The organism is Buttiauxella selenatireducens (genome assembly GCF_031432975.1).
GTDB classification, from domain to species: domain Bacteria; phylum Pseudomonadota; class Gammaproteobacteria; order Enterobacterales; family Enterobacteriaceae; genus Buttiauxella; species Buttiauxella selenatireducens.
Genome location: NZ_CP133838.1, coordinates 2,891,399 through 2,912,778, shown reverse-complemented (window position 1 = coordinate 2,912,778; position 21,380 = coordinate 2,891,399). Strand labels below are relative to the sequence as shown.

Below are 21,380 nucleotides of genomic sequence, written 5' to 3'. Positions count from 1 at the left end.
GAGGTAAATAATGGAACGTATCGTAGAAGTAACATCGAAAAAAATATCTGAAATTCGTGGCTATATGGCAAATAGTGGAAAGGATTGCGCTAGCGGTACTTGCGACTGCGGTGGAGGGCCATACATTAGTGCCGAAGATATTTTGATTAAAGAACTTGAAGAGGTTTCTGAAGAGTTCTTTATTTAAAATGATACTAAGCGGTGGCACTATTTGGTGCCACCCTTAAAGTAAAATGGCCACCAAACAGGTTGGAGCTGGGAAATGAAATATCATGTTACAGAACCATATCGTGCATATTTATTCTATCCCCATTTGCAATCATTTGACTCCCGGTTGAAAATGCTTTTGTCGTCAAAAGGTTTGCTTGGATGGGAGTATTCTGGCGTGCTGAGGCAACTCGCAGAAACACTGGATCAGATATATTTGCCAGATTTTGTTGTTTCCTTTGACAAATGGCTTCTAGAGCAGGAGGTTTCATCTACAGATCGATACAAACAATATTTTAAAAATAGTGATGAAGAGTGGAGGGAAAGTATAAGAGGTAAGAATGAATTTGTGGAAAAACTTGCTGCGCATGTCTGCGAATCTACATTGCAGTGTCTGGACATATTTTCAGATCGGCTATTGAAAGATAAAGCTTTACTGACGGAGAATTTTTATTTTCCATCAGTGATTCATACTGGGGTTATTGATATTCTCGGTGGCGACCGCCATGAGAATGGCCAACAACCAGTGCTGTTAACTGTCAATGATCAACATGTTGTGTATAAACCTCGTGATGCACAAATTGAATGTGTTCTCAATAAAATTTGCAATATTTCAGGACTTAAAGCCGTCTGCCCAGAAACGCTTAGCATGAAAACGCACATATGGCAGAAATTCATTCCTAATCAGCCTCTGTCAGCTCCAGAAAATGCTGAACAGGTCTATACCCAATATGGGAATATACTGGCACTGGCAGACTTATTAAATATAAATGATTGTCATTTTGATAATTTTATCGTAGACAAGAATCGTGTTTATTTTATTGACTCAGAAACGAGTTTTCAGTATTTCTTTTCAGATGATCCCGATTATGAAAGTTCTATTTATCAAAGCGGGTTACTTCAAAGTCCAGAAGTTCTCAGCAACGGCATAGGTCATACTTCAGCTATAACTGCTGTAACCAACATTTTTCAATCATATACTTATCCACATGCAGTTAATGATGGAAGTGAACAAATCCAGGTTCACTATGAGCAAGGTTTTCTAAAGAGGACACATAACTACCCTCACCACGGAGGTAATCCTGTATTGCCCGATGATTACATTGATAATGTTATTTTAGGATACGAAAATGGATACGAAAAACTACTTTCTCATGCGAGTGAAATAATTTCGCTCCTCGGAAAAACAACCACAATGAAACCTCGTTATCTCATCAGGACTACTGCTTACTACATGCTTGTTATTAATAAAATCATTCACCCTGGAACAAGTTTGAATATCGATGAAAAATTCAGCGTATTGATTAATGAGTATTTACATTATGATGGTGCTCACCCACGCTTTGCCGAATTAATACCATATGAAGCAGAAAGTTTGATTCATTATAACGTTCCTATTTTTCAAATGGATATACACTCAACATCAATAATGACCGGAAGCGGGCAGGTAATTCCTGATTTTTTCATTGCTCCTCCACTTGAGCAAGTGAAATCAAACTTCACTAGGCCACCGTGTTACATTGAACGGCAGCGTGAACTGATTAGAGAAAGCATGAATGTACACATCAGACAATAGTAACCAGCAGCTTTCATTTATTGGACAAAATAGCCATGGCTCAGATGAATCATGGCCATTTAGAATGAATGTATTAAAAAAAATTCCTCTCACGGAACCTACGGCAGTCGTATTCGAGTGTCCTACTGTTGATTTAATTTTGTATAGCCTGAAGAGGAAATCCTTTAATAAAAACATATCGCATCAACATTTATCTTTTTCGACATATTGGTGGATGCGCTCTCAGGAATGTATTTCTTTTTTAGAAATCATACCTCGGGAGTTTGATGTCTTTGGAATTGATGTCCCTCTTTCGTTAAAAGAGCACTCAAATTACATTTCTAAGATCAAAAAAATGATGAGCTTTCCTGCTTTGGTTAAACTTCTGGATAAAGATAAAAGTTTAAATCATACAATGGATTTAATTACACCGGAGCTAAGGGAGAATCTTTTATTTGAAAAGTTATCCTTAATTACGAATGAGAATTATAAGAATGTTTTAGTTATTTGCCATAATTTTCACGCGACTAAAAACTCATGGTTATCTTACTCTTCACTTTGTCAGCGTTTTGTTGAAAACTCTAATTACTCGGGGGATATCACCGCCCTGGCAATATTTTCTGATGATATGAATTTTCTTGCCACCCCTGATGGAAAAAAATTAATACGTATCGTATTTCCCAGGCTTGCCAAAGACGTGATGATAAAACATTTGATGTGAAGATGATCTCATCTTACTTCAGAAATGAACAACGAGATGCCCTTCCTCTCACGATCCAAGTACCTCGGCACTATGATCAAGTTATCAGCACTTCTTCAGGGCATCCTATCAAGCTGGAAGGGGTTTTATGAAAAAAATTAACGATAAGTTGCAGTTGGTAATGTATTCACTTTCTCTCTTACTGAGAAGTTCGCCTTGGCTTTCAGGTGGCTTTATTTTGCTTATTGCGGCTCAGAGCATCCTTCCTACATTGGGGGTTATAGCAAGCATTGAGCTTGGTAATATTATCAGTAGCAATGATCATACAGGGCTGCTTATGATCGCAATGCTCTGGGCTCTCACTTTTGTTATTCCAGGCATCCTGGCACCTATAACAAGCACGATGCAAAGTGTTTTAAATTCGCAAGCAACATTTCTGACACAACGGAAAATCATGGAAGCAGCAAGCCGAATTGATAACCTGAGTTTGATTGAGTCGCCGGATATCCATGACACATTAGAAGTACTGTCTCGCGAAGCTGCTCACAGACCACTGAATTTACTGGTTAACTTGGTTGATATTTTCAGAGGAACACTAACGCTTCTATCCCTTTCGCTGGTGTTGGCATCTGTAACTTGGTGGCTTCCGCTCGCCTTTCTTGTCCCCTTGATCCCTGTAACGTTTGCTGTTGCATACTCCCAGATCGATATCTTCAAAGCGATGCTGGGGAAGGGTACATCCGCAAGGTTAATTAAGTATTACTTATCCGTACTGCTGGATGTAAAACTCGCAAAAGAAATACGGCTGTTCAATCTTTCTGCTTTTTTCCTTGAAAAACACCAGCAGGCATTTAATGAGCTAGAGAGTGAACTCAACCAAGTCAGAGGCAGGCAGTTAATGCGCCCGCAACCCTGGAATTTGCTGTATTTAGGGTCCGCTTTGGGGGTCATGTTCTGGTTCATTGATTATCTTTCCACAGGCAAAATTTCTTTTGGTGGTCTGTTAGGGACTATTCAGTCAATCTCATTTTTTGGTCTGTCCTGTCAGTGGATGGTCTACTCGTTTGCAAGTTTAGGTGTCTGCTTTGGCTTCTTTTCTCGTTTGCGAGAACTCGAATCGGTTGCCGCTAATTACAGCATTTCCCATTGTGACGAAGATATTTTCCCAATAAATGAAATTGTTTTTGAAGATGTATGTTTCGCCTACCAGAACGGACATTATGTGCTGAGGAATATCAACATGCGCATACAGGCGGGTGACCACCTTGCCATTGTTGGTGAAAATGGTGCAGGGAAAAGCACGCTAATAAAACTTCTTTGCCGCTTATATCTGCCGACTTCAGGCAGGATCACTTGCAACGGAGTGGATATTGCTGACATTGATATTCATACATGGAGAAACCAGTTAAGTGCCATATTTCAGGATTTTGGTCACTACACATTAACGATCCGCGAAAATGTCACTTTTACAGCTAATCCTTCAGCAGATGACGATATTGCTTTTATAGAGGCTTGTAGGAAAGCGAAGTTTAATCTGGATGAGGGCACCAAAGCTGACAGCCTGCTTGGCAAAGAATACGCTGGCACCGAGCTTTCGGGTGGTCAATGGCAGCGTCTCGCTCTGGCTCGAGCGCTTTATGCTTCTGGTGATTTGATTATTTTAGATGAGCCAACCAGTGCAATGGATCCACGCATTGAGGCCGAAATATTCAATAAATTTGCTGAGCTAGTTCAGGGAAAAACATCAGTTATGGTAACCCATCGTCTCGGTGTCGTAAAACATGCAAACTCAGTGATCGTACTAAAAAAAGGGGAAATTGTTGAAAGAGGAACTCCTGCTGAGTTGGAACTTGCTTGTGGCGAATATTACGAATTACTGCGGCTACAACGTGAGCAATATGAGAACCATGACGTAGAAAACGGCGCTGTAACTTGATCTTGCATTAATTCCTACTTAATGGCTTTGATATTTGAAAAGTTATTTTCAACTCAAAGCCTGTATGTTTTTTGCACCACAATTACAACTACAGTTTCGCTACGCCAAATTCATGAGAGATCGACTGCACACTTTCACCGCTTGTCCCGTTGGTGAATTCTGGCAACACCTACACTAGTGTAGTTTCATCCAACGTTTTAATTGCCGGTGATATTCCCCGTAGCTATTTTTATGCCGTCTTGCCTTGTGCATCATCGTCTCCGCAGCAAGTGCAGGGGATAATTGTTATGCCGTTAATGTTACCTGCCAACTTCCGCTGTTCGCGCAATGCTGCCCTCAGAGCCTCGCAGGAAGCTCAGGGTGTGAAGCGGACGGACAACGGATCTTCCCCAATGCACCAAGAGCGGAAGTATCAAAACTTGTCTCTGGCTCTCAGATCCCTACAGGAATAAAGTGATATCTGAGAATACAAGTTCGTCCTGCTTTTTCTGCTGCTTTTATAGACGCCAAATTTTGGGGGATAATTGATCCCGTTAGTAAAGACACCTTCTGAGTGGTATGGTAAAGATGTCTACATAATATTCGCTGGGCTCTAGATGCCAGAGACCGCCCGCGAAAAGCAGGAAGGATGAATTCTTCGGAAATACGAAAACTCGGTAGAAAGACTGTTTTTCCTTCCTCACAAATTATCAAACCAACTCGTACCCCATACTCCATTATGACATATGCATGACCTGCCGAGATATGGCTTCCAAGTTCATCGTCATCAATGGCGAATAGACTACCAGCTAAGCCAGGATTAGTAGACCATGTATTCTGGTATGCCTCACTCAGAGATTGCCGGCACCAGCTAAGCTCTGCATAGGTGGCAAGTCTCACTTTCACTGAATTGTCACTCTGTGGTTGAGAAGCGCTGGAAAGTGGAGAGGCATAGAAAAGCTGGTCTACCGTGCCCAGTGGTTTCTGGTGTCCGGGTGTGAGTATTCGAATGAGTTGAGGCTTCATTTCTGCCCATTCTTTACTGATAACCCGGAATACATCTTTATCCACATCAGAGTCAGAAGCAACAATATCAATGAAAGGGCAGTTAATATCACCACCCATGTAACGAGGCCCAGTCAAGAAATTTTTTCCTTCGATGCATAATTTGCGCTGTAAGAAGTAATCTTGTGATAAACCTGTTTCACGCCACGGGAACTGCGCAGAAAAGGCTTTATCGATGCAATTGTTCTCCTGCACTGATATCCATTGTTCAATGTGCTTACGAAGAATATCGTGAGGTAAAGGAACTGTGCCGTATTGTGAAAACATATATGCACTCATTTTAACCATATGACGTTATTCCAGTAATCAGGGAATTAAATGTAAAACTTGGCATCGTAGTTTAACAGAGGGTAGTCTGACACTTTCGAACGATGTTACTCAATGCTTTTTCCCAAGTATAACGACCGCTTCACACTATGAGGCATTCGATAATCTTTTAGGGGCAACAATATGTCACATATGATCCTTCATATATTAAATGCACAGGAGAAACTGACCGCTCACCGTGAATGGCTTAATACTTGCCTGACAGAAGCATACACAAGAGCAAATATGCTGATGAAGCTTCCCTCTCTGGATATTATCGTGAAAGCTGGCTCTCATGTTATTCCTGAGAAAGGTCACCTCGGATATAGTCCTGAACCAGGAGTTGTGTATATCACGGTTGATCCTGAAAATTCTGCATTTTGCTCTAATTACAATGAATCCCTGGAGCGGATGTTTGCCCATGAATTACATCATGCTGCAAGGTGGGCAGGACCGGGGTATGGCTTTTCTCTGGGTGAAGCGATTGTGTCCGAAGGGCTTGCAGGACATTTTGCCCTTGAGTTATATGGCGGAGAACCTGAACCCTGGGAGCGACTAAATGCGGAAGAAGTCCAGTATGTTGGCCTACGGCTTTATGAAAACTGGGATCGCACAGATTACGATCACAATGCGTGGTTTTTCGGAACGGGTAATTTGCCCAGATGGCTGGGATATACCGCAGGATTCAAGCTGGTTTCCAGCTACCTGCAAGCTAATCCGAATCAACGTGCGTCAATGCTTGTGAGTGCAAACGCAGAGGAATTTAGAACATTTATTCAAACTCAATAGCCACAACTCAGGAAGACATCGCTGAATCCATTATTATGGCAATGGAAGAAAAACACGATGTCCACAGATTGCGCAAAACGGCCCAAAGTCTTTAGAGTTGGCAGTTATGTGTCATCAGCGGACGTGATTGTCATGTTATATTGATTTTCTGAGTTACTTCACGAATGCCGTCAATGCTGATGGTGGGGTGAATCGGAATAATTGCCCCGCAAATTCAACCATTTAAGCGAGATCACGCTCTCGATATTTTTTCGATAGTTAAAAACAAAGCTCAAAAATGCTAAATCAAAACGCTCTTCACATCCAGGAGTTAACTCATTGCCTCCATTACCGCTCAATCCCATCATTGTTCGGCGTCTAACCCTCCAGACACATAGCCACGCCGGATAGTCCAAATGGATGACTGTATCAGCTGGTACTAACCGTATTGCGAGTGTACCGCTGTAATTACCGTCCATAATCCAGGTAGGCTTCGATACAAGGTTATCAACGATGCTGCTCCATTTCGAACTATCCATTTTTCACCATTCCGGCAACCAGTAATATTGGTCAAGATGAACGACAGGAATACCTGTTAGTTATGACAATTCCTTTGCGATGTAGGATTTTCCTGAACCGGGACAGCCAACAACTAAAACTCTTTTCATCTTGAGCTCCATAGCACGTCCTCCAAATCTCTCCCTCATTACTCAGAATCAGCTTGCCAGAGTAGTCGGCCATAATGATGATCTGGTCACCCAGCGCGTCTATGCAATGGGCGAGTAGTTCCATTGCGTGGCAGGTCCGGGACCATTGCTTCTGGCTTCATGGCGAAGATGATGCTGACGGTGGTGATGGCAGGAGTCTGGTTGAGGGTCTTCATGGCACAGTTCCTTTGTTGTTTGTTCGCAGGATTAAGTTGTGTGCGATAGATACTTGCAAAGTTGAACAAAAAGGACAACAAACAGACGTCCTTTAGCCTACACAGCATTAATTAACACACCGTGTAGTTAGTAGTGCCCGTTTTTGGCACAAGTATCTTGCCGATGTTTCAGTAGGTTGTGGGCTAAGTGGACGTTGATTCTCTATATGCCCAACATGGTGCTCAATGGCTTCTCTTAATTAAATTTTGTGATAATGTATTTAACTTAAATTTAACACTTGGTGATGTATGCCACAGGGAGCGTCAATGTTTTGGGAATCGGAAAGACTGGTCTACAGGCAAGCAGTCATGTCTGATGTGGAAGCCCTCTTTCGTATTTATGGCGACCCGAGAACTCACGCATTTAACCCCGCGGGGCCGCACCTCAATATTGAACGTTCAAGACAATCGCTTGAACGGCGTATTGCTGACAGAAAAGTATATGGATTTGATGACTGGGCAATAATGGAAAAGGATAAACCCCATCATATCATCGGTTTTGGCGGTGTATTTGTCAGTGAGTTTAATGGAATACTGACTAACAATCTGGGATATAGATTTGAACCGGATGCCTGGGGAAAAGGATATGCCACTGAACTTTCCGAAAGGGCTATCAATTACGGTTTTGAGGATATAGGACTACAAGAAATTGTCGGTGTAGTCAGAGAAAATCATCTGGCGTCAAAGAGAGTGCTCGAAAAGGTGGGGATGAAATTTGTTGAAAGAATAACGAATACTGAAAATCTGCCCGCGAATCTTATGTTTAGTATTTTGCGTACTGAATGGATGGCCTGCAGAGTTAGATGAATCGCCGCCACTTTGGGAGTCATTATTTAAGTTAATTACTGTGTCTTATGACCACAAGTAACTTCCGCTTCGCGCACAGCGGCCGGTAGTCGCAGTCTCGCGCCGAAACTGTTTTAGCCGTGATGTGACCTTGCGCAGACTCAGATCTGAGAATAAACAAGGAGAGAACGTGCGTGCGGAAATGAAGGAAAAAATCATCAAACCGTGTGAGGCAAAAATCGTGTTCAGAGGCGGTAATGTAGGGTTGTCGTTCTATGTTTTTTTGCCAATAAAAATGATGACCCGGAGCGGCTAATGGAAGTTGCGAATTGGTGGATTATGGAGATGAAGCTGGATCATTTTGAAAAAGTTGAAAAGAAAAAATCCCTCATTTTAGCAATGTAACGAATCCGTCAGGCTTATGGCCTTGGGTTGAGCCAGGTCGTCGCTACTTGGATGTTATGCCGTGGAAAAGAGAGTGTTTTTATACGGGTAGTCACAGTGGTGCCATACAATAAGTAATGGCCTCAGATGTTTGAAACTGAAATTTCGCAGATACAGGCATTGCCAGGGGGGCGTTGAAGACGCTCACCATATTGGCAGTGCGTCCGTGCCTTCGTACTTGGTTGCCCCCTAGTCGCTGCCATGTGCTGCTTAGTACCATCAGGGGGAGTTAGTCGCTGTGGATCAGACTAACTTTCCGGCAAGTATGCTGATAATCAAATCGTGTGGAAAGATTGTTTCTTTGGTGTGTCTGAGTTCTTCTATTGTCCACCAATAGTGATCGCGAATAACTTTCCTTTCGTTGCTACTCCATCCTGAGCAATCGATATCTGATTTTTCTGCATGGATAATAAAAAAACGCTCTTCAGCGAGAACTCTTTCACCACTTGGCAACATCATGGCGAAGCTGCTGGATGCTACTTGCGGCCCTGCTGATCTTCTTGTTAAACCCGTTTCTTCAAGTAATTCACGTAAGGCTGCCTGCTCAAAAGATTCATTGGGTTCAAGCCCTCCACCCGGAGTTGCCCAGTAAGATTTTCCACTTAAGGCGTCATCTTTGTGACAGAAACTAAAGAGCAGGACGCGATTTTCCGGCGAAAGAACTATCAATCGGGATGATGGGCGAGTACGCACAAAGCCTCCTGAAATAAGAAATTAACGCAATCCTTCAGTTTCATATATAAACATTATTTGCATTCTGAATCACTCAATGAGGTTGCATTTTCTGGCGCAGTAACTGCATACAAAGCTTGTTGCTCGCGCGCAGCAGTCTTGAGAATCCTTCATTGATGCTTACAACAAACAGGAAATAATGTTGAAATACAAAATATTGGGATATATCGCAATAATTAGCATACTGGGCGTGAGCCAGGCGTATGCTGAGTGTGAAGCGCCTCCGTTACCCGAGGAAGGGGCGGGCTATTCAGTGTGCAAGGACTGGCCTGCTTATGACGGTCAGACTATCACCGCGTTGTCGAAGATAGAACCGGATCCTAAGCTCAGCGAAATGGAGGATGGCTCCGGCATGTACGACCTTGAACTGAGCGTGGTGTCCACGATCAATGGCAAGCCGCTGGCAAACTATTCCAAAGCCTCGGTGTTTAGCTCTGATGCCTTCCGATTCGATAGTCTGCGTATCGATACTGCGCGCTACAAACTCACTTCTGATTTGCGGGCATTTGGCGTGCGTGCCAGCTTCACCGGTTCATCGAGGCCCAACCCATTTTACGAGACCTGGCTGTCGCTGTATGTGCGCGAAGGTAACGTAATACGTCCGGTACTGGAAAAACTGGTGATTGAGTCCGGTAGCGGTGAATGGGATACCAACTGTGCCGGAGAATTCTCACACACCAAACGAAGCCTGGACATGGCCAAAACCCGCAGCCATGATTTCGCCGACGTGATCGTCAAATCGGTCACTACCGACTCGAAAAGTTGGGTGGAAAATGGTGATTGCAAATCCAAAGATACGGTGGGGAAAACGGTGCTGACGACACTGAGGTATAATGGTCAGCAGTATGTGGTTCCAGAAAAAATGCGAGGGTTATAATACTTTAAGTGTCATTTTTGATGCCAAAAGAGTGTCTGCTTCGCACACAGCGGCCTGTCAGATTATTTAAGGCAAAAAAAGACCAGATACCCGGACTTCTCGCATGAAGGGGGTGGTATCTGGTCTGAAAGAATGTTTTCGTGCACAATACGTGCAAATTATTTTAAGTATGTTATTAGCCCGAACATCATACGAGTCGCAGGCCGTGGCACAATTAATAATTATTTTTTAATTATCCGAAGAGTGACAGGCATGTGCCCGACATGGTTGAGGCTATGTTGGTTCTACAACGGTTATCCAGAAAACCTTCTTCCCCCCGTAATGAGTTTTTCAACGCCAGCTTTTCGCTTTGCGCGTTAAATCCCCGTCTGACTGAAACATCAGGGGAATACCATGCCGCGTTATCTTTTCTTCTCACCGTGCATTTTATATTTTGTCGCAACGTCCGTATTCGCCCAGGCGGTGGTTTACACCACTAAACGCTGGCCGGTAGAGCATCCCGAACCCGGTGTGGTGGTGCAGGTGCTGGAAGAGGTGGTCCTGCTCGAAAAAGGGCTATTCCCATCGCTTTCTGACAACACGCAGGAAGCTGAGAAACAGGCACAACTTCGTATGCAGCAGCCTGACTGGCATGAGCAGGAAGCCCGCCTGACCCATGCTTATCAGGCTTTGCTTGAAGCGCGAGCGGTGGGGATCGCCAAAATTCCGGCCGTGGTTTTCGATGACCGCTTCGTGGTGTATGGCACAACGGATGTGGCGCTGGCACAGCAGCTGCGGGATGCGTGGCAGGCGCAACAGCCATGAAAATCACTCTTCGTATCGTTCGCCTGCGGCTGGCGTCGTTGCTGGCGGTGACTCTGCCGGTGGGGGCCATCACCACGCCGCAGATTATCGCCTCGGCCCTGTCGCCGGATTGTCTGGAGTACCGGGTGGCTGGCATCTGCTACTGGCTGCTGTGCACGCCGTACGGTTGCACGGTCAAAACCTCGGTCAAGGTTAGACACAATCTACCTGACCTGGTGGTGTCGGCGTACAGCACGCCCGGTGACAATCCCTGGCAGGAAATGGCCGTTGCCGGCACAGCATTGCCCGGAGCGGAAGAGGGCGGAGACACTCACTCCCGCATCACCCATAACAAAACGCGTATTCGCTTTAAAAATGCGGATGCCTTCGGGCATCCGGCGGACGCGGCATTTTACCGTTTTCTCAGCGGCTTGGGTTACAGCTGTAGCGGCAGCGCCGTGCCGTTTCAGCCCTATTTTGTCAGTACCCTCGATATCCTTGCCTGGCGGGGCGGTATCCCGGAGATGTTCTACCCCGAGGCGCTGACGCCAGGCCTGCGTGAGCTGGGCGCACCCGGTGATTTATGGGGCAATATTTATCCCCGAGCAGGGGCTCTAGGGCAGACAAACGACTATAAAGCGGCGGCGACTATGGCCCAGCGTGCCGCCGATATTGTCACCCGCACCGGGCAGTTGCATGTTTATTTACCGCAGACGACCTCTGCACGTCCGGGTTACTGGCCACCTGAGCCGGTTCAGGAGGGTAAACCTGGCAATCACACCTGGCAGCGCCTTTCCCCACAGATGAGTACGACTTGCGCCATATTCCCCGACCCTCCCGACCCTCCCGCCACTGCCGACTGGCGTGACCGTTATTCGGAAAACGGCAGTTACAGCTGGGCGCTGTGGCGGCCTTACGCCTGCTGCCAGCGGCGTGGGCAGACTTTTCTGGGGAGTACCGGAGGATGAAAATAATGAAACAGATGCACAAACAGGCACTGATAGCGGTGGCCGTTGGCCTCATCTGCCATACCGTGCGGGCCACTGACGACGGCTATGGGATTGACCAGAAGGGCGCTATTGCGGATGCACTGTACTACCAGATTGGCGGTGGCTCGGTGATCACCCCGGCGCTGACCCGGCGTAACACGCAAGTATTGAACCTGCGGGCGGGCTTTAACAGCGACCTGATGTGCGGAAATTTTGATATAAGCACCACGGTGCGCAACCAGCTTAACGGGGTGACAGAAGGTTTTCAGCAACTGATGGGCAGTGTGATCCAGAATGCCACTTCAGCCGTTGCCAGTTTGCCGGCGATGATAATTCAGCGTGCCAATCCCCAGCTCTACGACCTGCTCACCAATGGCGTGCTGCAGGCCCGGGTGGATTTTGACAAGGCAAAACTCTCCTGCCAGGCGATGGCGGAGAAAATGACCGATTTTGCCTATGGCCCGGCCTGGACACAAAGTGCCAAATCAGAGAATTTCCAGTCCGTGGCGGCTGGCGATACTGATGCCGTCCGCGCACAAAAACAGGGGGAAAAAGAGGCCGCCAGTAAGGGCAAAACCTGGGTGGGCGGGCAAAAGCGCGGTGGTCGTGGGCAGCCACCGATCAAGCTTGTCGGGGACACCGTGAGGGCGGGCTACAACATTCTGAACCAGCGCAGCGTCACCGAATCCGGCAACATTTCTGCCTCACAGTGCCAGGGGGAGCTGTGTCGGATCTGGAGCTCACCGGCGCAGGCGGCAACCTGGCTTGGCAGGGTGGTGGGGGAGCAGACCATCAATGTGGCACCGGATAATGATGAGAATGGCAACAGCGTGCAGAAATCGGGTGCTCAGGCAGGGGTCGGGCTCTCGCCGCTGATTGCCGACGAGCAGGAGAAAATAGCGGCAGTCCTGGCGGCCCTGGTCAGCGGTGAGCTCAGACCCTCGCGTGAAAATCTGGCAAAAGCCTCCGGTGGTAGTCTGCTACTGACCCGTGGCGTGGTGGAAGCGCTGCGGGCCGATGCGGATGCGCTGGTGCTGATGGAACGACTCGCCGGCGAGATGGCCCTGGCACGCGTGATGGAGCAGGCGCTGATGGCCCGGCGTATGCTGCTTGCCGGGATGCGCGAGCCCAATATTGCTGCAGAAAAGGAAGCACAGATCCAACTGAACCAGACCACTCAGCAGCTTGACGGGGAGTTGAACCAACTGCGGCTGGAGCTGGAAATGCGGCGGATGCTCGCCAGCAATACCAGTAGCGCTATTCTCGGGCGCGAAGCGGCACGCAATGCCACCCGAGGGCAGGCGGTCAGCGTGGAAGATGACGGTGATGCGCGCGTGCGCAACCTCAGCACCCCGCAGGAGGAGAAGTGATGATATGGCGACGATTCAGAATGACACTGATAATCCTCGCTCTGCTGACCGGTGCATTGCTGCTGGCCGCCGGAGTGCTGAGTGAGACCTCGCCGGTGCTCGGCGTGCAACATCTGCTGCTGCAGGCCCGTTACGGCCTGCTGGTCTGGCGGTTGTGTCTGTACACCGCCATCGCGATACTCTGGTGCCGTGCCTACCACCCTGCCGCACCGGCCTCCAGACGGCAGATGAAACGCACAATGGTGTGTTTTATGCTGCTGGTGACATTGAGCGAAATCAGCAATCTGCTGCAGACCGGAGGTGCGGCATGAGTGCCAACAGTTATCTGGAATATGTTCTTACCGTACTGGGCTGGCTGGTCAGCAACGGTATCTGGAGCATTATCACCTCCACCGGGCTGTTTGCTCTGCCGCTGCTGATGAAACTGATTGCGCATGTGCTGAAGGCGCGTGAACAGGGCGCAGATGAGGGGGATGCAGGCGGCCTGACGCTGGCATGGATGGAAAACACCGTGTATATGGCGATGCTGGTGGTGATGTTCACCTGCGTACCGCTGCTCAGTGTCGATATCACCCAGATGCAGCTCAACACGGAGCGCTCAAAACAGTGCAACATCACGGTGCCCGCCGCACCGGAATCATCTGGCTACGCCCCGCTGGTGAATGAAATCAACGGCCAGACGGCCAGGGTACCGATGTGGTGGTATCTGGTCCATGTTGTGTCAAAAGGGGTGATGAATGCCGCCACGGTCACACTGCCCTGCAAACCGGATTTGCGGCAACTGCGCTTTGATGTGCAGCACACCCGCATCGGTGACCGTATCCTCACACAGGAATTGCAGGATTTTGTGATGGAGTGCTACGCGCCCTCGCTGGTCAGCCTGAAGCAACGCGCAGCGGAGCTCACTGATGACGAAGACCAGGATGTGGCCTGGCCCGGGTCATCGCGCTTTATGACGCAACCAGGTTACTACGACACAGAGCATGCCCGCACCCCGAGGCCAGCCTGGCCGTATAACAGCGACCGTGATGCGGGGCTGGTGGATAACGGTAAGGGAGGCTACCCGACCTGCCAGCAGTGGTGGGCGGATGCGGATATTGGGCTGAAATCGCGGCTGCTGGCGCGGGTTAAACCGGATGTCTGGCAGACCTTCCGGACCCTGGGCACCGCGAAAGAAACACAGGAGGAAGTGGTTCTTCGTGCGCTGGTCAGCACGCGCAATATGACGGTCTCACCCGACGGGCAAGCCTATTCCGGTTATGGCGGTGAGGTGGAAGGCTCGTTTTTTCATGGGGTGACGCGGGTCATTGCCTCGACAGGCAACCGGCTGACGGCGATTGCGGCCTTTCCGGCATTTGATTCGCTGCGCCAGGCGTTGCCGATGGTGCAGGCTATTTTGCAGATGGCGCTGATTATCTGTATTCCGCTGGTGACGGTGTTTTCTGCCTACAGTGTGAAAACGGTGCTGACCCTGACGTTTGCCCAGTTCGGTCTGATATTCCTGACCTTCTGGTGGGAGCTGGCGCGCTGGCTGGACAGTGCAATGCTGTCGTTGTTGTACGAAAGTGACACCCACAGCGGCTGGAATCTGGCCGGGATACAAAACGTGCAGGACAATATGATTATGCAGTTTGTGCTTGCGACGATGTTTCTGGTGTTGCCGGCATTCTGGATGGGGGCGCTGGGGTGGGCGGGATTACAAGTAGGAGGCGCAATCGCTAGCTCTCTTCGGGCTGGAAGCGAGCCTGCGAAGCAAGCGGGAGGTGAGGCCGCTGAGCAACTTAAAAGCGTTTTGACCAGTATTCTGAGTAAATTGCGCTAGCGGCCATTTTAATCGCCATGGTTGTCAATTCTGTATCCATCAATATACGTACCAGGGCCTTCTGGCCCATCAAAATAGTACCCGTTAAGTTGTGTATCATCATACGGCTTGCATGCTTTTTTAGGTGCATGCTTAATCATCGTAATTAGCACATCCAGGGCCAGATCTTTGGGAGTGTAATGCTCCGTTCCTGGAATTTTCTGGCTGAGCCAGCCTATTGCATTGCGGGCCTGGCGGTGCAGGATATCGCTGAGCGTTTTCTGCGACATGATGATGTCCTCCTGTTTTGCTGCCTAATCACACACTAACGAATGGTTAAAAAATAGCCAGTTATTTTTCCCGCATTTGCGATACTAGTTTTCGCTTTCATCGTATGGCGGTCACATCCGATACTGACCCGGCACACTGCTGCTGTTGCAGCGCCCGGTGAACGTCACGTTCATGCCCTTTAAATGCTCAGACGCCTGAAAACGAGCGGTGTATTGCACACTGGCGCTTACCTTCTCTCAACGATATCCCCAACACATTATTCCCCACAGGAGTTCTGCTATGTCTGAACTGAGCCTGCACGCCTGTATTTCCGATAAAGATCAGCGGCTGGTTGAACGCGCCCTCAGGGCCGTTGAACGCCAGTTTCTGTGCGCTGACGCCGCACCTGAATTTACCTCATCGACCCTGGCGCTGAATTATTTACGCCTACAACTCTGGGAGCAGGATCGGGAGCATTTTCTGGTGTTGTTTCTCAATAATCAGCATCAACTTATCGCCACGGAGAAACTGTTCAGTGGCGATCTGAACCATGTTGAAGTTCATCCCCGCATCATCGCCCGCAAGGCGCTTTTGTATAACGCACCGGCGATCCTGATCGCCCATAATCATCCCTCCGGAATAGTCTGTCCAAGCGAGGCCGACAAGCGCGTCACCGGTCGCATCAAAGATGTGCTGTCGATGCTGGAGATCCGCCTGCTTGATCACATCATCATCGGTGCCGATGGAAACTACTGGTCATTTTCCGAACACGCACAACTCTGAACGGTGCACCCTTCATCTGAAGGGTGTTTTTTTGTCATGACAGCATGAATTTCACTATTCATGAAGGGCTGCTGGCGGGAAAGGGCGACGGTTTGATGAACGCCATCGCAAGCCGGAATAAAAACGTAAAAGGCCACGGTAAAGGGCAAGGGAGTAAAGGAAAGGGTAAAGGATGACAAGGGTAACAGCCTTACCCGAAAAGGCTAAAAACCCAAAGGCCTCTGCTGCGAACAACATTTCCTGCCTTCATTAAATGTGCCTGCGCGAAAATGAGTTTATTGCCGACCCGGGCGGTGTTTTTCGCCAGAGTGCTCCTGCATTCCTTTTTTACGTTTTTCATGACCTCATGAAAGCAGGAGACGATGATGATTATCAGTTTTATCAGTCAGAAAGGTGGTGTTGGGCGCTCAACCCTTGCCCGCGCCACGGCGGTTGAATGTATCCGTTCGGGAAAAAGCACGCATCTGTGCGACCTGGACAGCCAGCAACAGACCAGCGCCAAATGGGCCGAGCGCCGCGACAAATCCGGTTTTTTACCGGCAGTTGAGACTGACGTGTATCGCCGCCACGATGTGGCGCTGAAAGCGACCCGTCATTATCCGTGCCTGATTGTCGATACGCGCCCGTTTGTCGATATTTCCTCATTGGATATTGCCCGCCAATCGAACCTTGTGGTGATAGCGACCGGGACATCACTCGATGACCTGGAGCCCTCGCTGCTGCTCGGCCATGAGCTGGTGCATAAAGGGATCCCGCACAACCGGTTGTTTTATGTGGTGGGGAAAGCCCCGAGCATCGCGGAAGGGAATGCCGCCATCCGGACGATAAGCGCCTGGCAGTTTGCCTGTTCGCCCACGTTTCTCACCTTCAAAGCGGGCTACAGCATCGCGCTGGATGCGGGGCATACCATCACCGAGACGCTCTGGAAAACCCTCAATCGCCGTGCCAGAAATATCGTGCATGACATTCTTGCTCGCGCCGGGCAGACCGGCGACTGATCCCCTGCAGCTGAAATCATGCAACGCGCATTGCCTATTTTCATGATTTCAGCCTTTCACACTGACGGAGGCTGTGATGGCAAGAAAACCGCAACTGAAACTCTCCCCAATCGTTCCACGCCCGCTGGCCGCGACCCTCGTTGACCACCGGGTGGGAGATACCCGACCGCTGCAAATTCGTATCGACCCACAACTTCACCGTGAGATCAAACTGGTGGCCACCGAGCAGGGGAAAAGCATGACGGCATTTTTATTGGAGTGTTACCACTTCTGGCGCAGCATGAATAAATGAAAGGGGGCATTCATGAACGCAGGATTTTATGCAAAGCTGAAATGGCTCAGAAAGCCGGCGCCACCACCGGAAAGCGATAACCGGCAGGCGGAAGTGGAAAACAAACCCGGCTGGTTTTATCCGCAGCGGGCGGAGGCGTTGCTTGCCACACCGCTGCGCCAGCGACTGATGAAAATTATCTGGCAGCGAACCTCCATGCCTTCCTCTTTATTTAACGAACTTTATGACGTGCCGATTGCGCGTTTCGCTGAGCTGGTGCAACAGTTACCGGCCTCTGAATACCATCATCACGCATACCCCGGCGGACTGCTTGACCACTCGCTGGAAGTGATGGCGTTTGCGGCGAAGCTGCGCCAGCGTCATTTGTTGCCGACAGGCGCGGCACCGGAAGACCAGGCCCGCGAAGCGGAAGCCTGGACGGCCGGGGTGTTGTATGCCGCGTTGCTACATGACCTGGGAAAAATTGTCGCCGACATAGAGATGACGACCGATGACAATGAGCCCTGGTATCCGTGGACGGGGCCGCCGGAAAAACCGTACCGACTGAAATACCGCAGGCCACGGGATTATCAGCTTCATCCGGTGGCGGGGGCGTTTCTGGTCGCCCGAGTGCTCCCCGACGCGGCGCTGAATTGGCTGGCGCAGTTTCCGGCGTTGTATGCGGCGTTTTTATACTGCATCAGCGGGCATTCTGACCGGGCAGGCGTGATGGGCGTGCTGGTACAGGAGGCGGATCGCGCGTCGGTGGCACAGTTTATGGGGGCCCGGGCAGACAGCGTGCTGGATAATCCGCAGCCGTCTCTGGCAAAGCAGATGCTGACAGCGCTGTGTGAGCTGGTACTAACCCGCTATAAGCTGAATAACCCCCATTCGGGCTCGGATGGCTGGCTGACAGAGGATGCGTTGTGGCTTATCAGCAAAACTACGGCCGATAACGTGCGCGCCTGGCTGTTGCAGCAGGGTGTCACCGGCGTGCCGGATAATAATCTTCGTCTGTTTGATGAGATGCAGGCCCACGGTCTGATCATTCCAACCCCGGAGGGAAAAGCCATCTGGTCGTGTGACATTAAGGCTGACGGTGGCTGGACTCCAGGTAGCCCGTTGACGCTACTGCAGCTGTCGCCTTCGCGGATCTGGCGGGATGTGGAGAACCGTCCGGCAGCGTTTGCAGGGCAGGTCACCGTCGTTTCTGTTCTTGGCGGAGCAACAGACAAGGATGATATCGACGTCGCCATGCAGGTTTCGGAAGTGCAACCCGTGCCGGAAAGTGACCCACTGGCTGAGCTGGCATTTTCGCTCTTTGCGCCAGCCAAAGCGGTAAATCCCGTCTATGAGGCTGAATGTGTAACAGGTGCTGCGTGTTTACCGCCAATGGCAGATGCCATGAAAACCGAAGTTCCGGCTCAATCCACCACCACAGAAATAACCTCTCCTACATCTGAACATTCGCCCCGTTCGGCAGTCGGTGAGGATTTTTTCCGGTGGCTACGCGAAGGCCTGCAGGCGCGCAGCATCGCGGTGAATGATGCGAAATCCCCGGTGCACAGAGTGGATGGGCGGACTTTTCTGATGTCACCGGGCATATTCAAACTGTATGTGCAGTCAACCAGTGGAAAAACTGGTGAAGAGTGGCGTCAGGTTCAGCGAGGTTTTCAGAAACTGGGAAACCATTATCGCGGAGATGACGGCATTAATATTTTTACCTGCGAAGTGAAGGGGCCACGCAAGACCCGGCAGGTAAAAGGGTATTTGCTGGATAATCACGATGAACTTTTTAGCGAGACGGTCCCGGAAGATAATCCCTATCTGTCAGTGATGGATAGCGACAATGACATCAGCTCCTGATGGCCTGTTTTTAAAGCGCTGTGGCCAGATTGAGTCTTCCACCTAAATCACTAGGGTTCACAGGGACAGATATAAAAAGCAGACACCAGTGCACTTGCTTTAATCAGAAATCCTGATGCTATTAACGTGCAGGTGCTGTCGGAAATAATTGTACGGTGCGGCATCCCCTTGGCTGTTCACATCCAGATAGGGGGGATTAATTTTGGTAAAAACATTGAGTGATTGAGTTTTTAAAATCTTACAAACCAGAAACACAGTTTGTTGAGTTTATTTCACATACGCGTCGGATAATCATAAGTCCAATAAGGTCTGGAGGGTAATATGAGTATTCATCGTTTATTACGATTACCTGAAGTAATGGATAAAACTGGTTTGAAGCGTTCGCAGGTTTATCGCGATATGCGGAGCGGTAATTTTCCCCAATCTTGCAAGATTGGTCCAGCAAGCGCAGCTTGGCTTGAGTCTGAAATTGAAGATTGGATTACAGCGAAACTCAATAGCCGCAAACCGCAATTAGTTTGATTTTTCTCTAAGCACTATAGCAACCACCCGGACTGCGTGGCAGGTGGTTGCTATAGTGTGTAATTTGGGGCTACGGGAATAAATGAATACAGTCCGAAACTTGGTCCACACACCAATCGAATATCGGAGTGATGTGAACTACCTATGACGTTGAAATAATTCATGCAACTTAGAATAGAGTAAGTGCAAGATTTTTAGCGATGAAACGGTGGAAATTCACTATAACCCAGGACCCATTCATCTATCCTATTTGCCCAGTCTTGCATCATTACTTTTCTTTCATCAAGATAAATCGCGTGGTTGTATGTGCTACGAACATTATTTGTATCAGCATGAGCAAGCTGAGCCTCAATAGCATCAGGCCGATAGCCCATCTCATTCAAACGTGTACTCCCTGTAGTTCTGGTTGCATGTGGGCTGTAAATTCCGCTCCAGCCAAGGCTCTTGAGCAGTTGCCGTAGGGAATGCGAAGTCATGGGGCCACGAGGGTTATCACGCCCCGGAAAGATATGCTGTCTATGCCCGGTTAAACCATGAAGTGTCTCGAGCATTTTTACGGCTTGTGAAGGAAGAGGAACAACGTGTTCTCTACGAGCTTTCATTCGTACTGACGGAATGATCCATAATGATTTATCAAGATCGAATTCAGCCCATTTTGCCCCTGTGACTTCGGCGGGACGAGCCAGTGTCCACCACATTAACCACATGCAATAGTTAACCTGATATGTCCCTCTGCTGTTATCAAAACTGTTTAATAGTTTACCAATTTGCTGTGAACTCAAAGCCTGTTTATGTTGCGTTTTATTTGCAGGGAGAGCTTTGCGAACAGGCCAGACTGGATCACTATCCGTTCTGAGGGTGGCAACCGCTAGCTCAAATACTGAGGAAATGGTTCGTCGGGCTTCAGCCGCAACTGTTGGTGCGCCGCGTTTCGCTGTTTCCTGAAGAATTTTAAGGATGTGGTGCGGGGTGATCTCTTTTACAGGGAGCTTACCAATTGCCGGGAAAACTACACGTTCCAACATATTGAGGCGTCGTGTCTTTGTGATTTCAGCCCAGTCCTTCATCTGCAGCCACTCTTTGGCAATAAGTTCAAAAGTGTTGGATGCATCGTTAATCTTACGGATCTTATCTAACTGACGGGCTTGTGCAGGGTTTACGCCATCGGTTACCTGTTTGCGCGCTTGCTCACATTTCTCCCGCGCTTCAGCGAGTTTTACTGCAGGGTATTCACCCAACGCAAACATGCTGGATTTTCCGTTGAGTTTAAATCGATAGCGCCAGGCTTTTTTACCGTTAGGCTTCACTTCCAGGTAAAGTCCGCTGAAATCATTGAGTCGATAGAGCTTTTCTTTAGGCTTGGCAGTACGGCATCGAGTATCAGTAAGCATAGCGACCTCTTGTATGTTTTTTATTCTGTCATTGTACTCACCTAAACTGAAAGTGGAAA

At 48.8% G+C, this 21,380-nt stretch carries 24 protein-coding genes and 1 pseudogene; 19 read left to right on the top strand and 6 right to left on the bottom strand.

Annotated features, from left to right (window positions below; translation table 11 throughout):
* The first annotated feature begins 10 nt into the window (after window positions 1-10).
* From RHD99_RS13370 to RHD99_RS13355, 4 genes are all read left to right on the top strand, one after another.
* Window positions 11-187, top strand: coding sequence for a hypothetical protein (locus RHD99_RS13370; RefSeq protein WP_309874408.1), 177 nt, complete (start codon window positions 11-13; stop codon window positions 185-187).
* A 75-nt stretch (window positions 188-262) separates the two neighbouring features.
* On the top strand, window positions 263-1,783 hold the full coding sequence (locus tag RHD99_RS13365; protein WP_309874406.1) for a type 2 lanthipeptide synthetase LanM: 1,521 nt from the start codon (window positions 263-265) through the stop codon (window positions 1,781-1,783).
* Window positions 1,764-2,483, top strand: a complete 720-nt coding sequence (locus tag RHD99_RS13360) for a hypothetical protein (protein WP_309874404.1) — start codon at window positions 1,764-1,766, stop codon at window positions 2,481-2,483. Before RHD99_RS13365 ends, RHD99_RS13360 begins: the two co-directional genes overlap by 20 nt.
* Window positions 2,484-2,610: 127 nt before the next feature.
* Entirely contained in the window at window positions 2,611-4,398 is a 1,788-nt protein-coding gene (locus RHD99_RS13355; RefSeq protein WP_309874402.1) for an ABC transporter ATP-binding protein, read from the top strand.
* Between the two features lie 432 nt (window positions 4,399-4,830).
* Here RHD99_RS13355 and RHD99_RS13350 read toward each other — a convergent pair whose 3' ends face one another.
* The gene (locus RHD99_RS13350) at window positions 4,831-5,730 is read right to left on the bottom strand and encodes a GNAT family N-acetyltransferase (protein ID WP_510183658.1); all 900 of its coding nucleotides are present in this window, start codon (window positions 5,728-5,730) and stop codon (window positions 4,831-4,833) included.
* A 162-nt stretch (window positions 5,731-5,892) separates the two neighbouring features.
* On the opposite strand from RHD99_RS13350, the gene RHD99_RS13345 reads away from it, so the two are divergent.
* Window positions 5,893-6,537, top strand: a complete 645-nt coding sequence (locus RHD99_RS13345) for a DUF2268 domain-containing putative Zn-dependent protease (RefSeq protein WP_309874400.1) — start codon at window positions 5,893-5,895, stop codon at window positions 6,535-6,537.
* A gap of 170 nt (window positions 6,538-6,707) precedes the next feature.
* Here RHD99_RS13345 and RHD99_RS13340 read toward each other — a convergent pair whose 3' ends face one another.
* Entirely contained in the window at window positions 6,708-7,055 is a 348-nt protein-coding gene (locus RHD99_RS13340) for a P-loop NTPase family protein (RefSeq protein ID WP_309874398.1), read from the bottom strand.
* Between the two features lie 215 nt (window positions 7,056-7,270).
* Complete coding sequence (locus RHD99_RS13335) at window positions 7,271-7,399, bottom strand: hypothetical protein (RefSeq protein WP_309874396.1); 129 nt, start codon at window positions 7,397-7,399, stop codon at window positions 7,271-7,273.
* 306 nt (window positions 7,400-7,705) lie between these two features.
* Between RHD99_RS13335 and RHD99_RS13330 the strand changes: the two genes are divergently transcribed.
* Together RHD99_RS13330 and RHD99_RS13325 are read left to right on the top strand one after the other, a co-directional pair.
* Window positions 7,706-8,245, top strand: a complete 540-nt coding sequence (locus RHD99_RS13330) for a GNAT family N-acetyltransferase (protein WP_309874394.1) — start codon at window positions 7,706-7,708, stop codon at window positions 8,243-8,245.
* A gap of 169 nt (window positions 8,246-8,414) precedes the next feature.
* Window positions 8,415-8,629: pseudogene (locus RHD99_RS13325) on the top strand (DUF6500 family protein).
* A gap of 282 nt (window positions 8,630-8,911) precedes the next feature.
* On the opposite strand, the gene RHD99_RS13320 reads toward RHD99_RS13325, so the two are convergent.
* Window positions 8,912-9,361, bottom strand: a complete 450-nt coding sequence (locus RHD99_RS13320) for an NUDIX hydrolase (protein WP_309874392.1) — start codon at window positions 9,359-9,361, stop codon at window positions 8,912-8,914.
* Between the two features lie 178 nt (window positions 9,362-9,539).
* Here RHD99_RS13320 and RHD99_RS13315 point away from each other — a divergent pair, with 178 nt between their 5' ends.
* From RHD99_RS13315 to RHD99_RS13290, 6 genes are all read left to right on the top strand, one after another.
* Window positions 9,540-10,277 carry a PA3715 family protein gene (locus RHD99_RS13315; RefSeq protein WP_309874390.1) on the top strand — a complete coding sequence of 246 codons (738 nt, stop codon included), beginning with the start codon at window positions 9,540-9,542 and terminating at the stop codon, window positions 10,275-10,277.
* A gap of 393 nt (window positions 10,278-10,670) precedes the next feature.
* Window positions 10,671-11,081, top strand: coding sequence for a TIGR03757 family integrating conjugative element protein (locus RHD99_RS13310; RefSeq protein WP_309874388.1), 411 nt, complete (start codon window positions 10,671-10,673; stop codon window positions 11,079-11,081).
* Window positions 11,078-12,028, top strand: a complete 951-nt coding sequence (locus RHD99_RS13305) for a TIGR03756 family integrating conjugative element protein (protein ID WP_309874385.1) — start codon at window positions 11,078-11,080, stop codon at window positions 12,026-12,028. Before RHD99_RS13310 ends, RHD99_RS13305 begins: the two co-directional genes overlap by 4 nt.
* A gap of 5 nt (window positions 12,029-12,033) precedes the next feature.
* Window positions 12,034-13,419 (top strand): integrating conjugative element protein, encoded by a 1,386-nt coding sequence (locus RHD99_RS13300; RefSeq protein ID WP_309874383.1) that lies wholly within the window; start codon window positions 12,034-12,036, stop codon window positions 13,417-13,419.
* Entirely contained in the window at window positions 13,419-13,730 is a 312-nt protein-coding gene (locus RHD99_RS13295) for a hypothetical protein (protein ID WP_309874381.1), read from the top strand. The genes RHD99_RS13300 and RHD99_RS13295 overlap by 1 nt, the downstream gene beginning before the upstream one ends.
* On the top strand, window positions 13,727-15,241 hold the full coding sequence (locus tag RHD99_RS13290; RefSeq protein WP_309874379.1) for a conjugal transfer protein TraG N-terminal domain-containing protein: 1,515 nt from the start codon (window positions 13,727-13,729) through the stop codon (window positions 15,239-15,241). Before RHD99_RS13295 ends, RHD99_RS13290 begins: the two co-directional genes overlap by 4 nt.
* A gap of 8 nt (window positions 15,242-15,249) precedes the next feature.
* On the opposite strand, the gene RHD99_RS13285 is transcribed toward RHD99_RS13290, so the two are convergent.
* Complete coding sequence (locus RHD99_RS13285; protein ID WP_309874377.1) at window positions 15,250-15,510, bottom strand: hypothetical protein; 261 nt, start codon at window positions 15,508-15,510, stop codon at window positions 15,250-15,252.
* Window positions 15,511-15,790: 280 nt separating this feature from the next.
* Here RHD99_RS13285 and RHD99_RS13280 point away from each other — a divergent pair, with 280 nt between their 5' ends.
* The 6 genes from RHD99_RS13280 (at window position 15,791) to RHD99_RS13255 (ending at window position 19,930) form a co-directional block, all read left to right on the top strand.
* Complete coding sequence (locus RHD99_RS13280) at window positions 15,791-16,273, top strand: JAB domain-containing protein (RefSeq protein WP_309874375.1); 483 nt, start codon at window positions 15,791-15,793, stop codon at window positions 16,271-16,273.
* A 44-nt stretch (window positions 16,274-16,317) separates the two neighbouring features.
* On the top strand, window positions 16,318-16,449 hold the full coding sequence (locus RHD99_RS13275; protein ID WP_309874373.1) for a hypothetical protein: 132 nt from the start codon (window positions 16,318-16,320) through the stop codon (window positions 16,447-16,449).
* Between the two features lie 186 nt (window positions 16,450-16,635).
* Window positions 16,636-17,271, top strand: coding sequence for a ParA family protein (locus tag RHD99_RS13270; RefSeq protein ID WP_309874371.1), 636 nt, complete (start codon window positions 16,636-16,638; stop codon window positions 17,269-17,271).
* A 76-nt stretch (window positions 17,272-17,347) separates the two neighbouring features.
* Window positions 17,348-17,563: a toxin-antitoxin system HicB family antitoxin gene (locus tag RHD99_RS13265; protein ID WP_309874368.1), complete on the top strand. Its 216-nt coding sequence runs from the start codon at window positions 17,348-17,350 to the stop codon at window positions 17,561-17,563.
* Between the two features lie 12 nt (window positions 17,564-17,575).
* Window positions 17,576-19,408, top strand: coding sequence for a MobH family relaxase (gene mobH, locus RHD99_RS13260; protein ID WP_309874366.1), 1,833 nt, complete (start codon window positions 17,576-17,578; stop codon window positions 19,406-19,408).
* A gap of 321 nt (window positions 19,409-19,729) precedes the next feature.
* Window positions 19,730-19,930, top strand: coding sequence for an AlpA family transcriptional regulator (locus RHD99_RS13255; RefSeq protein WP_309874365.1), 201 nt, complete (start codon window positions 19,730-19,732; stop codon window positions 19,928-19,930).
* Window positions 19,931-20,124: 194 nt separating this feature from the next.
* Here RHD99_RS13255 and RHD99_RS13250 read toward each other — a convergent pair whose 3' ends face one another.
* Window positions 20,125-21,321, bottom strand: a complete 1,197-nt coding sequence (locus tag RHD99_RS13250; RefSeq protein WP_309874364.1) for a tyrosine-type recombinase/integrase — start codon at window positions 21,319-21,321, stop codon at window positions 20,125-20,127.
* Window positions 21,322-21,380: the final 59 nt, after the last annotated feature.

Bases quoted from the DNA above. Each gene is read 5' to 3' on its own strand.
- RHD99_RS13370 (WP_309874408.1), top strand. From the start codon at position 11: ATGGAACGTATCGTAGAAGTAACATCGAAAAAAATATCTGAAATTCGT.
- RHD99_RS13365 (WP_309874406.1), top strand. From the start codon at position 263: ATGAAATATCATGTTACAGAACCATATCGTGCATATTTATTCTATCCC.
- RHD99_RS13360 (WP_309874404.1), top strand. From the start codon at position 1,764: ATGTACACATCAGACAATAGTAACCAGCAGCTTTCATTTATTGGACAA.
- RHD99_RS13355 (WP_309874402.1), top strand. From the start codon at position 2,611: ATGAAAAAAATTAACGATAAGTTGCAGTTGGTAATGTATTCACTTTCT.
- RHD99_RS13350 (WP_510183658.1), bottom strand. From the start codon at position 5,730: ATGGTTAAAATGAGTGCATATATGTTTTCACAATACGGCACAGTTCCT.
- RHD99_RS13345 (WP_309874400.1), top strand. From the start codon at position 5,893: ATGTCACATATGATCCTTCATATATTAAATGCACAGGAGAAACTGACC.
- RHD99_RS13340 (WP_309874398.1), bottom strand. From the start codon at position 7,055: ATGGATAGTTCGAAATGGAGCAGCATCGTTGATAACCTTGTATCGAAG.
- RHD99_RS13335 (WP_309874396.1), bottom strand. From the start codon at position 7,399: ATGAAGACCCTCAACCAGACTCCTGCCATCACCACCGTCAGCATCATC.
- RHD99_RS13330 (WP_309874394.1), top strand. From the start codon at position 7,706: ATGTTTTGGGAATCGGAAAGACTGGTCTACAGGCAAGCAGTCATGTCT.
- RHD99_RS13315 (WP_309874390.1), top strand. From the start codon at position 9,540: ATGTTGAAATACAAAATATTGGGATATATCGCAATAATTAGCATACTG.
- RHD99_RS13310 (WP_309874388.1), top strand. From the start codon at position 10,671: ATGCCGCGTTATCTTTTCTTCTCACCGTGCATTTTATATTTTGTCGCA.
- RHD99_RS13305 (WP_309874385.1), top strand. From the start codon at position 11,078: ATGAAAATCACTCTTCGTATCGTTCGCCTGCGGCTGGCGTCGTTGCTG.
- RHD99_RS13300 (WP_309874383.1), top strand. From the start codon at position 12,034: ATGAAACAGATGCACAAACAGGCACTGATAGCGGTGGCCGTTGGCCTC.
- RHD99_RS13295 (WP_309874381.1), top strand. From the start codon at position 13,419: ATGATATGGCGACGATTCAGAATGACACTGATAATCCTCGCTCTGCTG.
- RHD99_RS13290 (WP_309874379.1), top strand. From the start codon at position 13,727: ATGAGTGCCAACAGTTATCTGGAATATGTTCTTACCGTACTGGGCTGG.
- RHD99_RS13285 (WP_309874377.1), bottom strand. From the start codon at position 15,510: ATGTCGCAGAAAACGCTCAGCGATATCCTGCACCGCCAGGCCCGCAAT.
- RHD99_RS13280 (WP_309874375.1), top strand. From the start codon at position 15,791: ATGTCTGAACTGAGCCTGCACGCCTGTATTTCCGATAAAGATCAGCGG.
- RHD99_RS13275 (WP_309874373.1), top strand. From the start codon at position 16,318: ATGAATTTCACTATTCATGAAGGGCTGCTGGCGGGAAAGGGCGACGGT.
- RHD99_RS13270 (WP_309874371.1), top strand. From the start codon at position 16,636: ATGATGATTATCAGTTTTATCAGTCAGAAAGGTGGTGTTGGGCGCTCA.
- RHD99_RS13265 (WP_309874368.1), top strand. From the start codon at position 17,348: ATGGCAAGAAAACCGCAACTGAAACTCTCCCCAATCGTTCCACGCCCG.
- mobH (WP_309874366.1), top strand. From the start codon at position 17,576: ATGAACGCAGGATTTTATGCAAAGCTGAAATGGCTCAGAAAGCCGGCG.
- RHD99_RS13255 (WP_309874365.1), top strand. From the start codon at position 19,730: ATGAGTATTCATCGTTTATTACGATTACCTGAAGTAATGGATAAAACT.
- RHD99_RS13250 (WP_309874364.1), bottom strand. From the start codon at position 21,321: ATGCTTACTGATACTCGATGCCGTACTGCCAAGCCTAAAGAAAAGCTC.